General features: G+C 47.5%; 9 protein-coding genes. 1 reads left to right on the top strand and 8 read right to left on the bottom strand.

The features are described 5' to 3' along the window. Positions 1–81: 81 nt before the first annotated feature. The 8 genes from ACESPU_RS05500 to ACESPU_RS05535 all read right to left on the bottom strand — a co-directional run bounded on the left by ACESPU_RS05500 (position 82) and on the right by ACESPU_RS05535 (position 10,784). Positions 82–4,068: an SUMF1/EgtB/PvdO family nonheme iron enzyme gene (locus ACESPU_RS05500; protein WP_022192620.1), complete on the bottom strand. Its 3,987-nt coding sequence runs from the start codon at positions 4,066–4,068 to the stop codon at positions 82–84. A gap of 110 nt (positions 4,069–4,178) precedes the next feature. Then, entirely contained in the window at positions 4,179–4,937 is a 759-nt protein-coding gene (locus tag ACESPU_RS05505; RefSeq protein WP_008779695.1) for a hypothetical protein, read from the bottom strand. A 34-nt stretch (positions 4,938–4,971) separates the two neighbouring features. Continuing rightward, positions 4,972–6,066 carry an endoribonuclease L-PSP gene (locus ACESPU_RS05510; protein ID WP_122144209.1) on the bottom strand — a complete coding sequence of 365 codons (1,095 nt, stop codon included), beginning with the start codon at positions 6,064–6,066 and terminating at the stop codon, positions 4,972–4,974. An 11-nt stretch (positions 6,067–6,077) separates the two neighbouring features. Next, complete coding sequence (locus ACESPU_RS05515) at positions 6,078–7,853, bottom strand: YncE family protein (protein WP_122380015.1); 1,776 nt, start codon at positions 7,851–7,853, stop codon at positions 6,078–6,080. A gap of 17 nt (positions 7,854–7,870) precedes the next feature. Next, positions 7,871–8,668 carry an IclR family transcriptional regulator gene (locus ACESPU_RS05520; protein ID WP_287565336.1) on the bottom strand — a complete coding sequence of 266 codons (798 nt, stop codon included), beginning with the start codon at positions 8,666–8,668 and terminating at the stop codon, positions 7,871–7,873. Positions 8,669–8,833: 165 nt separating this feature from the next. Then, complete coding sequence (locus ACESPU_RS05525; protein ID WP_008772444.1) at positions 8,834–9,322, bottom strand: Dps family protein; 489 nt, start codon at positions 9,320–9,322, stop codon at positions 8,834–8,836. Positions 9,323–9,476: 154 nt separating this feature from the next. Continuing rightward, positions 9,477–10,160: an outer membrane beta-barrel protein gene (locus tag ACESPU_RS05530; RefSeq protein WP_034531327.1), complete on the bottom strand. Its 684-nt coding sequence runs from the start codon at positions 10,158–10,160 to the stop codon at positions 9,477–9,479. 135 nt (positions 10,161–10,295) lie between these two features. Continuing rightward, the gene (locus ACESPU_RS05535) at positions 10,296–10,784 is read right to left on the bottom strand and encodes a Dps family protein (protein ID WP_005863058.1); all 489 of its coding nucleotides are present in this window, start codon (positions 10,782–10,784) and stop codon (positions 10,296–10,298) included. Between the two features lie 637 nt (positions 10,785–11,421). Here ACESPU_RS05535 and mfd point away from each other — a divergent pair. Further along, a complete protein-coding gene (gene mfd, locus ACESPU_RS05540; RefSeq protein ID WP_373133222.1) occupies positions 11,422–14,784 on the top strand; it encodes a transcription-repair coupling factor in 3,363 nt (1,120 codons plus the stop codon). Positions 14,785–14,809 lie beyond the last annotated feature (25 nt).

A 14,809-nucleotide genomic window follows, 5' to 3' on the forward strand; every position in this document is an offset into this window, starting at 1 on the left:
TACGCAGATTAATCATTTTTGAAAGAATCGGCGATTAATTTGCCGCATCCATGTTATCTATCTATAAATAGACCTTGTCTATTAGTCCTCAATAATTACCCGGAAGCCTACGTTGAATACACGTTGGTACGGATAATATCCTTTACGGGTATAAGCCGTCGAGAATTTCGGTCGCTCGATATAAGAACCGCCACGAACCACCTTATACTCGGAAACCTCTTTCGATTTCTCGTTGTAAGGATAAGGCAAGTAATCTGAACGAGTCCATTCCGCCACGTTACCGTGCATGCAATACAAACCGAACGGATTCGCTTCATATTGCTTACCACCCACCTGAACCAAATTGCCATCATCCACGCCTTCCTCTTTCGGTAAGTAAGTATAGTACTTGTACCAATAAGAAGTCTTAGGCATCGGTTGCGGGTCGATACCGCTTACGGCAAGCAGAAGCGTGGTTACGTCGGCTAGGTTATCCTTTTTGCCGAAGTCCGCATTCATATCGCCATACCAGAAATCTTGATCGCTGCCGGCACGACAAGCCCATTCCCATTGCGCCTCGGTCGGAAGCGTGATGTTCAAGCCTGTTTTCTCACTCAGCTTCTTACAATAATCCATAGCGTCATTGTAACTTACACGGATTACCGGTTGCTCTGGCTTATTAGCGGGATATCCTTGAACCACGTGATCCTTCCATTGCTGATCCACGAAACGGCTGTCGTGATCCGGGAAAATCACGTTGAATTGCTGATTCGTAACCTCCAACTCACCCATCCAGAAAGCTTTGTCAATCTTCACTTTCGCCGTCGGACGAGTATCGGATTGCCCACGATAGCTACCCATCACGAATTGTCCGGCCGGAACGCGAACAAATGTCATCTTGATACCCGGAGCCAACTCAATCTCCTTACGGGTTTCCTTCTCGTCGGCCAACATAGCCTTGATACGGTCCGCATCGAATGGCCAACCTTTCACCTTCAACTCTTTTTCCTTGACAGGAGCCAATTTCTCCGGCATCTCCGGTTTGATCTCACCTTTACCCTTCAAGTAAGCGGCATAATCGGAGATCTCTTTCTTCCAATCCACGCCTGCGCCATTCGCATACTTATCCGTCAACTCTTTACGACGCTTGATCTGGTCGAAGCCTTGATACGGGATGATATCCTTCGAAAGCACATTCGCATTGAAATAACCCTTATCCGGAGCGTTGTAATCAATCCAGTTATAAAGGGTTTTCCACTCTTTATCCGTCAGTTGCACGTTAAAGTGCCCTTTCTTCAACATACGAACCAGTTCACTCGTGTTCGGATGATATTCATACGGTTGAAGAACCACCATATCACCCTCGCCACCTTGACGGTGTACATACGGATGCAGATTCAAGTAAGAAGTGCCATAACCTAATTTATCCTTCTTGCCCCCACGCAAGTCGAAAGCCTTGCCCTCACCATTATGGCAAGCGATACAAGCGCGATCCAAGATCGGTTGGATCTCCAGATCGAACGTGAACGAACGGGTCCCCCCTTCCGGCGGAGTCAACGCATGCGGGGCTTTCTGCGAAGCCATCACACGTTTCGGAATAGGAATCTGGTTCTGGTCCTCATGGCAACCGATACAAGATACCACCTCGCCCGGCTGACCGGTCAACCAGCTACGCATCCACTGGATAGCCACTCCGTCTTTGTCTAACGGCTGGATAGAGATCGGCGTATTCGCCGGAATCTTGAAGATAGCGGAGCCATCCTCTTCTACCGGTACTGTACCCAACATACGTTTGATGTCCCAACCGGACTGGATTCCATGCCAGTTATGATCGGAGGTAGTCTTCACGTAAGCATACTCATAAGCGTGCAGACGAAGAGACTTAACCGTACCCCGGGGAATGCCTCTCAAACCCTCTCCCTCGTAAATATCCTGAATAAAGACCGTAGCCTCTTTGTCATTCAATTTCACACGGTCCGGAATAGCCGGAGGAGTCTGTGTCTTACGTACGGCAACCGGACTGATATAGCCCTCACCCTCTACCTTACGCAAACAAGTCACGTTATCGAATACGTCCACCAAATAGATACCCCATAAATCCTGTGGATCTAATTTAGCGGCCACCAAGAAATATTTATCATTCAGCGGAGTCGGTTTGATAAACTGCGGCCATACGCCATTTACCAACTCATCCTTAATCTCCTCCACGATCGGCCGGTTACGATACGGTATCTCCTGTACCATACCAGCGGCGCCTTTACGGGCTTTCGCCGGATCGAACACGATTAAACGACCGGAACGGGCAATACCATGGTGACCGGAGATAATTCCCACGAAAGCGGAACCGTGGCCCGGCAACGGCTGAATATCGAACGTACTGTTCGGGAACATCGATCCGCTACCATACAGCGCTTTCTGCTCCGTACCATCCGGATTCATGTTCATCACGATACGGGAATAATAGTGCGTCAAGTCCGTGTACTCCCAACGAGTGTACATCACACGACCGTTATTCATCACTACCGGGTTCCAGTTTGCGTCTTGATCGAAAGTCAGACGGCGCAAGTTCTTCGTATCCGGCGTATAAAGTACCATATTACCGACAGGGTCATCACCGCTTACACAAGGCACGCCTTGATAACCGATATTCGAGTTGGCGATGATACGTCCGTCCGGTAAGTAGGTTCCATCATAAAACTCCAGATCCGGTTCCTCGTTATGTATTAATTGCTTAAAGCCCGAGCCATCCAATTTCACCTCGAATACGTTCCAACGCTTATCGGGCATCGTCTGGGTAAACATAGCACGATCGCCATCCCAATGCATCCGCAAGTCGGCGACAGAGGAACCGTTTTCCGGTTTATAGATCGACCGTACCTGTACATCCTCCCCGCGTAAATTACTCAACTCCACGATATCGGCGTCGAAGCCCATACGGCGGGCGGACTCTTGGTTACTCCAGTTATTACCCTGCGTACCCAAATCCGGAGCCATTGCCTTATGAGCGTTTACACCTAATTTAAAGCGGGCAGCCAAGACTTTATCACCATCCAAGAACGGGTTCGCCAGCAAGATCGTACGTTTATTCGCGATCGCTTTCTCGGCATTAACCAAAGCGGCCTCATCACCACTATAAATGCCATCGAAACCTTTCTTTACCTGCTGTTCCAACTCATCCAGAACCGGTTGATATTTAGTGGCGTCGAAGCCTTTCAACTTTTTCATATCGTTGAAAGCCAAACGAATCGCCTCCATATTCAACCAACTCAAGTCGCTCTGCAAATTACAGATACGTTGAGTTTTCTCATAAAGTTTCAAATACTCACGGATCTGAGTATCAATATCTTTTTCCGTCTCGATCTGCTTAACAGCGTTCTTTACATACGCAGCGTCTTTCAGACGAGAAGCCAGATTCAAGACAATATCACGCTCGGCGGAAGCGTCACTGGCAGTCAACCAGTTCTCCAACCCATCGATATTAGCGTTTAAGGCCCCCAATTCCTTCGGATAAGCGGCTAGCAAACGTGCGGCCTCCTCCTTCGGGAAAACATTCATGATACGGAAGAATACACTACCTACCGTCGACTGATCGGCCAAACCCACCTCAGCCTCGAAGCGTACATATTCCTTATTGATATTGTACACCATCACGCCATTGGCATGGCATAATACACTATGATCGTATTTCTTACCGCCGATCAACAAAGGATTCCCGTATAAATCCGTATTCTTGCGGATACTGCCCGAGCCAGAAACCCAATAATCAGGATCTAACTCATCCAACCAAACCGAACTACCGTCCGCCTTGATTAAACGGGCATTCGCCCATGTACCCCAATCCCAATCCGTACCATCCGGTCCGGCGGCCGTAACAAGCACCAACTGATCCAGCCCCGTCAAATCGGCGGACATCGGGACAGCCTTCTGCTTCGCCTTGATCCAAGCCGACATGATCGGCATGTTCGCCTTCACCAAAGAGGCACGAAGCTCAGACTTTTGTTTTACTGAGGCGTCAATCCAGTTATCCACCTTCTTTTGCTTCGGACCTGCCGAAACAAGAAGAGAGGTCGACAACAAGAGTGATACCATTATATAGTATTTATTCATGTATTAAATTTAAATTTAGAAGGTTGTTTATTGAAACCCTAAGGATCACGATCGGCAACCCTTAGAATTACGAAGCATAACCCTAGAGGTTTTTATAAAGCGGCCTTCTGGTTCGTGAAACGTAAGCCAGCGTTGTCGTGATAGCATGCCCACTCATCTACGATAGCGCCTTCCGGACCTGCCATCATAAAGTGGAATGTCTCCAATTTCTTCAGACGTAATACGTCGCCGACCTTCTGAACCACGAAATTCTTGCTCTTGATCGGTCCGTGTCCAGCAGGGATAGCCGGTGCGTTCGGAGTCTCGTCACCTACCTCAGAGAAGTTGTATACCCAACCCTTCTCTACCATCCAAGACTCATGTTTAGCCGGGAAGTCAGTCTTTACGTGAGCATGTTCCGGAATCATCTGGCCCGGCAACAAATAGATAGCGTGAGCGAAATACTTATACTCCGGATCGTTGATCCAGAAAATACCCCCCATACCTACATTCTCGAAATCACCCAAACCAAAGTCTGTCACCCACATATCTTTCGCCATCAACTCCGTGAAAGGAACATCGTAGAAAGCAAACATATCTTTCATCGCTTCCATAGCGACATCTTGTTGGAACTTGCCGTCTTTATAAAAATCGGCGTTCGTGTACTTCTTTGAATAAGCCATTGTTTTATTTTTTTGATTGTTAGTATTACATGCGTTCGTGCATTCTTTGCGGCAAGTTCCTTCCGGACAATTACCCTCCCCGTTAGCGGCGCAACAAGTAGCGTCTGTCGTTGTCTTTCCCGTACATGCGACCATAGATGCCAACGCCAATCCCATAGCCGCCATTTTCATGTTCAAACCTTTTCTCATTTGTTTCTGTGTATATTTGTTAGTACTATCTGTTTCAACGTATCGCTATTCCCTCGATCTCGATCAATAACTCATCCCGGCAAACGTCGGCCCACATATAAGAGATCGGGATATTTAATCCGTAGGTATTCATCAAACGCTCAGCCTCCTCGTAGTCGGATTTATTCTTCAAGTAGACTCGTAACTTAACCAATTTAGCGTCAGCGATCAGTTCCGCTATATTTTCCATCGTGATCCGTAGCTGACGTTCCAGACCTACTCCCTTCAAGCTCTCCTCACCACGGATAGCGGCTGTACCGGAGATATAAATCAATTTACGATCCTGAAAAGACATACTCTTGGCACGCTCGAACTTAGGGGTCGTCTTCTTTTGTCGGGCAACTTCCAGTACTTGTTCCGAATACGCATGGGCAGCCACCTGCAACTTATTATCGATCGGCGTAGCGAAAGCGTCCGGCGTAGTAAATACGGCAGCATCCACATCAATCAAGATACCTCCCAGATTCGCCCCGATACCCGTAGCGGCAGGATAACCATTCGTCCATTCCGTTTTACTATAAAAATCAGACCGGGCGTTATTAAACGCTTGATAATGCTGATCCTGACCGTCGAAAGCTGTTATACGCTCGATATAATTCCACTGACGGATAATGCTATTCAACGGAAAACCCTCCCGACGGAGCACATCCCCCAATAACCGGAATGCTTCCACCGACTGAGGCTCTATACCAAAATGGAGTACATCCCCTTGAAAACCGCCGGCAAAAAGGAAACGTCCCGAGACATTCTCCAACAAGACATAAGGAACACCTTGATAATGACGGAAAGTAATCCGATCCTGCGCATCGGGCACATAGCTATGTACCTCCATCAGCAAAGGAGCGTTCAGCGGCGGTTGGGAGACATAGCTCAAAGCCGGTTCGCAATCCCCATAATACCGACGGATTTTCTCCCGCAGCAAAACCCGGCGTGCCACGTATTCCTCATTCGTACCCGGAGTACCGAAAAAGGCCAGTCTCATGATCACCTCGTTTTGAGGTAATTGAGACAATAGATCGTCCACCATAACCGCGAACTCAGCCGGCTCAGTGTTTAATATCGTATAATGTATTTTCTCACAATAATTCATATCCTTTTATTTTACAGGGAGTTTACATATTCCGTTAATGCCTCGACATCTTTCTTGGAGACCTTTTTATCGATACCATGCTTATGGACCTCGAACACCTCTTCCATGGTAGCCGCACGCCCATCAAACAGATAAGGAGCCGTACGCCAAACCTCAATCAAAGTAGGAGTGTCCCACCCTTTCTCAAATTCGATATCCTCGCCGATACGGTGCATCTTCATATCCGTATAATAAGGACCGCTATGACACTCGCCACATTTCAGTTTCTCAAACACCTTTCTTCCCTCTTTCGCCTTATCCGATAATTCCCCATTTACTAAATACGGACTAGGCACCGGACGCAAGGATTTCATATAAGCGTCCACACATTTCGCCATTTCCTCTTCTGGCTCAAAAAACTGGATGAACTTAAAACCGGCACGTACCGCATATTCCGCACTCTCACGAACACCCGAGATCATACTTGGGGGAGTCACATGCGAATACAACATGCTCTTACAATTCTTCGAGTTACCAACTCCATCATTCATCAAGTCCCAGTTCATCCCGTCCGTACGGGCATCCCCCGGATGGCAACCATTACAACTCTGCCAGCCTTGATAACAATGATTCGCATCGTTAAAATATTTCTCGCCCTTGTTCTCCGGCGTTTCCGTACGACCCGGATTCATGTCGGTAGCCGTTACCTCCAATGTATTTATATCGACGATATTCAAAATATCGGCGAAATAAGTAGGGATTATCAACTTATCTCCCGAAAATATAAAATTTCGAGGACCGTTTCCTTGTAAGGGAACTCGCTCACGAAGTCCATACAAGAAATTCAAGTCGTAATCCAGACGGCTCTTATCCTTATAAGACTCAAACTTCGCCAACATCGCCGGATGATCGATCACGCTTACCTCATGCGTACCGCTATGCGTGATAAAGATATGCTTGTCATCGCAAGCGATACTCCAGATACCGGCAGCGCCACGATCCGGCTCGTCCACCAATACCGCCCCAACGAATTCCTGCTTCGCCACATCGATCACGCTGAAAGCACTCGTGTTCATCCAACCTTGTTGAAGTTGGGAAGTAGGTACCGTGAATCGTCCCAAGTTATGAGACACGTATATATATTTCCCATCCGGCGTGATACACATCCCCCGTAAGGCATTGCTACCATTCGCCAATTGGATATCTTTCACTTTCGTAAACCCATCCATCTCGATTACCGATACGCAAGCGGCCACCACATCTACGTCCGCCCGCTGCGAGGGCAAGAAATTCGTGACAAACATGTATTTACCATCCTTGCTGAATACCGCCGATTTAGGCTCACGCAACACTTTCACGCTCCGGACTACCTTGCGCATCACCGGATCCACCTCGACCACCGAATTATCGAACTGATTACATACATATATATGTTTCTTATCCGGTCCGAACATCGGATGGCAGGCTCCCGATCCTGTCGGTATGGCCGATTCCACCCTACCCGATTCCAAGGAAAGCACTTGTAAACGGCCAGTCTTCTCGAAGGTCGTCACATACACCTTATCCCCATCCGGAAGCAATCCGGTCGGGATCTCATCAAACGGAAACGAATGAAGCAAGCTCTTACCGTCCGCTGAAAAGATATCCAGATGTCTCGTTCCTTTCTGTGTCATTAATAGCTCCCCCTTCGCGTTTAATACGGCATCCGTAGTAAAGAAAGGTGGGTTGCCGGCTGAAGCGAGAGAAACGCAACAGCCGACAAGACAAGCCACCAATGAGTTTTTTATCAAGTATTTTCGTGTGTTCATGGTATATTTTGTATTCCTTATTTTCTAAATCCTAGTTCGTTCGAGATCACCCCGGCAACCTCCTTGATCACCTTCACCGTATTTTTCACCACCTCTTTCGATAAGCGGTCTTTCGGGCCGGAGATCCAAATCGCTCCACAAGGATATCCCGTATAATTAAAGATCGGGGCGCCTACGCATATCACGCCGCTCAGCTCCTCCTCATTATCCATGGCATACCCCAGTTTGCCAACCCTTTCTAATTCCTCCAGATAGGCCTCACGAGAAGTGATCGTCCGGGAATTATACCGTGTAAACGTCATGTAGGACAGGTAGCGATCTCGCACCGTCTTCGGCAAATAAGCCATAATCGCCTTTCCGGGAGCCGAACAATGCAACTCAAACGGCTTTCCCGGCGACAGGACGAAGCGGAACGTATGATGTCCTTGCGCTTGTTCGATAAAAATCCCTTTCTCATCTCCCAAGACACCAAAGCAAGCGGTCTCTTTCACTTGATCACGTAAATCACGCAAATGTGGCAAGACGGTCTCTAAAAGATTGTGTTCATTCAAGGATCTGAAACCAAGAGTCAATAATTTTCGGGAAAGTTTATAGCGTTTCGTGTCTTCACTAAAATTAAGATATTCCAGCCGCACCAATGTATTCAAAATACGGTAAGCCGTGGTCTGCGATATATCGAGCGCCGACTTAATATCTTGCAATGTTTCCCCCGCCGACCGCAAGGAAAGGTACTCAAGAACTGCAATGCCCTTCTCTAAATTAGGCACTTTATAGTTCTCATCCACTTTTTCCATATTTGGTAGCGTGTTTTCCATATTTGAAATTGCGTTTCAGATTTGAATCAAATATAGCAGTGATGAATTTAAACAAGATACGAAATATGTAAAAAGGTGTTAAGTATGTTGCAGAGCATAAATATCATAGAACAAAAAAGCCGGAATCTCTTCCGGCCTTCTTTAAACGCAATGAATCTACTATTATTATTTCTTGCAATCGCAAGTTGAGTAGGCTACTAACATCCAGACCAACTTCTCCTGTTCTTTCAGATAATCGCTCATCAAAGCGACCGTAGCCTCATCGCCTGCCTCAGATGCCAAGGAAAGAAGTTTACGCTCCTCACCGATCAGATGACCGTATGTATCAAGAATATTCTTTAACGCCTCATCACCGCAAGATACGCCTGATACCTCTTTTACACGGGCTACTTTCAAATACTCGCTGAACTTGTTCTCCGGCTCGCCTCCCAACATCAGGATACGTTCCGCCAACTCGTCAACCTTCTCGGCAGCGTTGTTGTACATATCCTCGAATTTACCATGAAGAACGAAGAAACCGTGTCCCTTAATATTCCAGTGGAAACCACGAAGGTTCGTATAGAATACTTGGTAATCCGCCAATAATTGTTTCAAGCTTGCTACTACGTTACTTACCGCTGACGCATCTAAATGAAGATAATCTAATGTTTTCATACTGCTATTTTTTAATTGTTATACTTTTCGTTTTTCTTATATTGCAAAGATATGGCAAATATAAACAACTGTCAAACAGATAATTCCTATATATATATAGATAAAATCTATATTTAAACGATCAGCAAGAAGACTTGCGATAGAACTTGGGTTTCTATTTACCCAATTTAAACTTATATCCTGCGGTAAGAGCCAAAGTATGGTAATTCGCCTCGATCGATCCTCCCTTATACTCTTTACCTAACGATACATCATAGCCAAAATTGATAAAGCATTGTTTTATTTCCACACCTACAGTGGCACTTATCCCCCAATCAAAAGCACGAAGCCCTTCACAGGGATCATGGGTATAAAACTTAGCGGATTCTTCCGAAGCGACAGACCATCCCCCGAACATTCCTTTATCCAATACGCTTACGGCTATATAAGGGCCTACTCCAACATTCAAACGAATATCCTCAGCTAATTTGAATGAGAAATTAGCCATAATCGGTAATTGCAAGAAATTTCGTGTCACCTTATTTGAGTAATCATACGCATATCCATACGGATCATAAGTAGGTCCCGGCACTGCCCACCAATAACACCCATATCCATATCCGGGAAATTTGTCATTACTATATCCCCTTTGCGTATAATACAAACCTGACTTCAGAGAGAGAAATTCCGGCTTCAACTGATATTCCACTCCTACCCCAATCTTCCAACTCGGTTTCCAATCAACCATTGGACCCGCCTTCATCACTGTCATACCCGCTTCCGGAACTACCGACCACTGGGCTTGTACCGATATTACACCCAACATTAACACCATCGCAAATAATACAACTCTTTTCATATACTTTTTATTTTGATAAAATAATCGAACGACATATATGAATAAGACATGAAACAATAAAAAACCCCTATTGGCACCAACAGAAAAAGGCCGGAATCACTTCCGACCTTCTCCAAACGCAATGAATCACCTTTTTTACTTCTTGCAATCGCAAGTTGAATATGCTACTAACATCCAAACCAACTTCTCTTGTTCTTTCAGATAATCGCTCATCAAAGCGACCGTAGCCTCATCTCCCGCCCCGGATGCCAAGGAAAGAAGTTTACGTTCCTCATCGATCAAATGACCATACGTATCAAGAATATTCTTTAACGCCTCGTCACCACAGGATACGCCTGATACCTCTTTTACACGGGCTACTTTCAGGTACTCGCTGAACTTGTTCTCCGGCTCGCCTCCCAACATCAGGATACGTTCCGCCAACTCGTCAACCTTCTCGGCAGCGTTGTTGTACATATCCTCGAATTTACCATGAAGAACGAAGAAACCGTGTCCCTTGATATTCCAGTGGAAACCACGAAGGTTCGTATAGAATACTTGGTAGTCCGCCAATAATTGTTTCAAGCTTGCTACTACGTTACTTACCGCTGATGCGTCTAAGTGGATATAATCTAATGTTCTCATAATTGCTACTTTTTAATTTGTTATACTTTTTGCTTTTCTTGTACCACAAAGATACGGCAAGTATAAGTAGCTGTCAAACAGATAATTTTTATATCAAGATAGAGGAAATTTATTAAACTATTCCATACAATAAGTATGCAAATGACATGAATACATAAATAATTGGATACTAACATTTTAAAAAGACGATTATCATTTTCGAAAAACACGTACGTGTTTTTTTGAAAAGTCGTACATGTTTTTCGGGAAACACGTACGACTTTTTACAGAATCATACGGCAAGGAACTAGAACATACATAAAAATATACGATAAGTCTCCCTTTTTCAGGGGGCCCAAAAGCATTTCCCCCAAAATCCCCTACTCGAATTATCGCTGTGGTTTTAGAGAGCCGTAAAAGAATGAAGCCGTTGCGCCTCCGTCTATCAGAAAATTTCTTGCGCAGAGGATGGCAAAGATAGATGAGTCCGTTCTATAGCCACTTAGCAAATTTACAGATTCTCTTACCACATTTACGGATTTACCAATATCAATAGTCGTCTTTATCAAGGATTAGTTACTTGATAAAGAAAGAAACCGGACGAACACCTATAAAAACTTAAGCAAAAAGGTTACCTTTGCGGAAACAAGATTTCGCTTTGGAAGTACAAGAATTATTGAAACTATATGCCGCTCACCCGCAAGTGACGGCGCTGGACACCTTACTGAAAAACGATACGTCCCGCAATATATTCCTAAAGGGACTGAATGGCTCGGGTCCGGCAATGACGATCGCCTCTCTTTTTACGAAAGGAAGGGGAAGTTATGTGTGCGTGTTGAACGACCAAGAGGAAGCCGGCTATTTCTATCACGACTTGATGCAACTTACCGCCAGCAATGAGGTATACTTCTTCCCATCCGCTTACCGGAGGGCCATCAAGTACGGGCATGTCGATCCGGCGAACGAGATCCTGCGCACCGAGGTACTCAGCCGGTTGCAAGACCCGGACGCCTCTTTCGTGATCGTCACGTATCCGGACGCCTTGGCGGAACGAGTCGTGGCCCGGGAGGTATTGAAGGAGAATACCTTAAAGATCAGCGTGGGCGAGAAGCTGGATAATATGTTTGTCTCCGACGTGCTGGACGAGTATGGCTTCGAGCAGGTCGATTATGTATATGAGCCGGGGCAGTACGCCCTCCGTGGCAGTATCCTCGACGTTTTCTCTTTCTCCAACGAGTTTCCCTACCGTATCGACTTTTTCGGCGACGAGGTGGAGACCATCCGTACGTTCGACGTGGAGACGCAACTCAGCAAGGAGAAACTGGACAGCATCTATATCGTACCGGAGATGAGCAAGAACGCCATGGATAGTACTTCCTTGCTAGGCTCCCTTCCCCGGAACACCTGCATAGCGGCGAGAGATCTCGCATGGTGCAAGGAGCGCATCGGAAGCGTATGGAACGACGATCCGGTGGTAGCCGACGAGGAATCCCTCGCCGATATCGACCAGATGCGGAAGAAATTAGTCCGGGGCGAGGACTTCCTACGGGAGGTCTTGGATTTCCGTCGCATTCATTTCGGGGCACGGCCGATGGGAACGGCGGACGCTACCATCCATTTCTCTACGCAAACGCAGCCGATCTATCATAAGAATTTCGACCGGGTGAGCGAGTCGTTCCATAAATACCTCGACGAGGGCTATACATTATATATATTGAGCGATCAAGAGAAACAAGCCAACCGTATCCGGATGATTTTCGAGGATAGGGGCGACAATATCCCTTTCACCGCCGTAAACCGCACGATACACGAGGGATTCGCCGACGATACGCTACGCATCTGCTTTTTCACCGACCATCAATTGTTCGACCGCTTCCACAAGTTCAACTTGAAGAGCGATAAGGCACGAAGCGGAAAGATTACCCTTTCGCTCAAGGAGCTGAACCAGTTCTCGCAAGGGGATTATATCGTACATATCGACCATGGCGTAGGACAGTTCGGAGGCTTGGTACGCACCGAGGTGAACGGTAAGATGCAAGAGGCCATCAAATTGATTTATCAGAATAACGATATTATATTCGTCAGCATCCATTCCCTGCATAAATTATCGAAATACAAGGGGAAAGAGAGCGGCGAGCCGCCTAAGTTGAGTAAGCTCGGCACAGGCGCTTGGGAAAAGATGAAGGAACGTACCAAGGCGAAGGTGAAGGATATCGCCCGGGACTTGATCCTCCTCTATTCCAAACGCAAGCAAGAGACGGGTTTCGCCTACACGCCGGACAGCTTCATGCAGCATGAGCTGGAAGCCAGCTTCATCTATGAGGACACGCCGGACCAGATGAAGGCTACCGCCGAGGTCAAGGCGGATATGGAAAGTACCCGTCCGATGGATCGGTTGATTTGTGGAGACGTTGGTTTCGGAAAGACCGAGGTGGCTATCCGCGCGGCATTCAAGGCGGTATCGGACAATAAGCAGGTGGCCGTGTTGGTACCCACCACCGTACTGGCTTTCCAGCATTACCAGACGTTTTGTGAGCGCTTGAAGGATTTCCCTTGCAAGATCGATTATATCAGCCGGGCCCGTACGGCCGCGCAAATCAAGGCTACCTTGAAAGAGCTGAAAGAGGGCGAGGTGAATATCTTGATCGGCACCCACCGGATCGTCGGCAAGGATGTACGTTTCAAGGATCTGGGCTTGCTTATCATCGACGAGGAGCAGAAGTTCGGGGTATCCGTCAAGGAGAAGCTTCGGCAGCTGAAGGTGAACGTGGACACCTTGACAATGACGGCCACCCCGATCCCCCGTACCCTACAGTTCTCCTTGATGGGGGCCCGGGATCTTTCCAGCATCACCACGCCACCGCCCAACCGTTATCCCGTGCAGACGGAGGTGGAGCGTTTCAATCCCGATATCATCCGGGAAGCGATCAATTTCGAGATGAGCCGGAACGGGCAGGTATTCTTCATCAACAACCGTATCCAGAACATTTACGAGATGGAAGCCTTGGTACGGCGGGAAGTCCCCGACGCACGGGTAGCCGTGGGGCACGGGCAGATGGAGCCGGAGAAGCTGGAAAAGATCATCCTCGATTTCGTGAATTATGAGTATGACGTATTGATAGCCACCAGTATCGTGGAGAGCGGCATCGACGTGCCTAACGCCAATACGATCATCATCAACAACGCCCAGCAATTCGGGCTTAGCGACCTCCATCAGCTACGCGGACGGGTGGGACGAAGCAATCGGAAAGCCTTCTGCTACCTCCTTTCCCCGCCCCTCACCTCGCTGACGCAGGAGGCACGGCGCAGATTGCAGGCGATCGAGAACTTCTCCGAGCTGGGTAGCGGTATCCATATCGCCATGCAAGACCTCGATATCCGGGGGGCCGGCAATATGTTGGGGGCTGAGCAAAGCGGTTTCATAGCGGATCTGGGTTACGAGACGTACCAGAAGATCTTGGAGGAGGCGGTAGACGAGTTGAAAAGCGAGGAATTCGCCGATCTTTACGCCGATAACACCGAAGGGCACCGGGATACGGGCAGCGAGTACGTCCGGGAGACCTATATCGAGAGCGATCTGGAATTGATGTTCCCTCCCACCTACATCCCCAACGACTCGGAACGTATTTCCCTATACCGGGAGTTGGATAATATGGAGGAGGAACGTGACATCCTCGCCTTTACGGAGCGCCTGAAAGACCGCTTTGGCAAGATACCGAAGGAGGGCAAGGAGTTGATCCGGATCGTGCGCCTCCGTCGCATGGCCAAGAAACTGGGTATGGAGAAGGTGATCCTGAAGAAAGGGCAGATGAGCCTCTTCTTGGTGAATAACCCGGACAGCCCGTATTACCAAAGCGAGGCGTTCGGCAAGCTGCTGGGCTTCATCCAAAAGCATCCCCGTGAATGCAACCTCCGGGAGCAGAATGGCAAGCGAAGCATCGTGATCAAGAACGTCCCTACGGTGGAAGCGGCATGCGGCTACCTGCAAGAGATGGAAAAAATAAACTCAACCAACTTTTGACACATCCTCTTACAAACACGAAAAG

It is taken from the genome of Parabacteroides sp. 20_3 (assembly GCF_964238835.1).
In the GTDB taxonomy this organism is placed as follows: domain Bacteria; phylum Bacteroidota; class Bacteroidia; order Bacteroidales; family Tannerellaceae; genus Parabacteroides; species Parabacteroides distasonis.

Coding starts and splice junctions, on each gene's coding strand:
- ACESPU_RS05500 (WP_022192620.1), bottom strand. CDS start 4,068: ATGGTATCACTCTTGTTGTCGACCTCTCTTCTTGTTTCGGCAGGTCCG.
- ACESPU_RS05505 (WP_008779695.1), bottom strand. CDS start 4,937: ATGAGAAAAGGTTTGAACATGAAAATGGCGGCTATGGGATTGGCGTTG.
- ACESPU_RS05510 (WP_122144209.1), bottom strand. CDS start 6,066: ATGAATTATTGTGAGAAAATACATTATACGATATTAAACACTGAGCCG.
- ACESPU_RS05515 (WP_122380015.1), bottom strand. CDS start 7,853: ATGAACACACGAAAATACTTGATAAAAAACTCATTGGTGGCTTGTCTT.
- ACESPU_RS05520 (WP_287565336.1), bottom strand. CDS start 8,668: ATGGAAAACACGCTACCAAATATGGAAAAAGTGGATGAGAACTATAAA.
- ACESPU_RS05525 (WP_008772444.1), bottom strand. CDS start 9,322: ATGAAAACATTAGATTATCTTCATTTAGATGCGTCAGCGGTAAGTAAC.
- ACESPU_RS05530 (WP_034531327.1), bottom strand. CDS start 10,160: ATGAAAAGAGTTGTATTATTTGCGATGGTGTTAATGTTGGGTGTAATA.
- ACESPU_RS05535 (WP_005863058.1), bottom strand. CDS start 10,784: ATGAGAACATTAGATTATATCCACTTAGACGCATCAGCGGTAAGTAAC.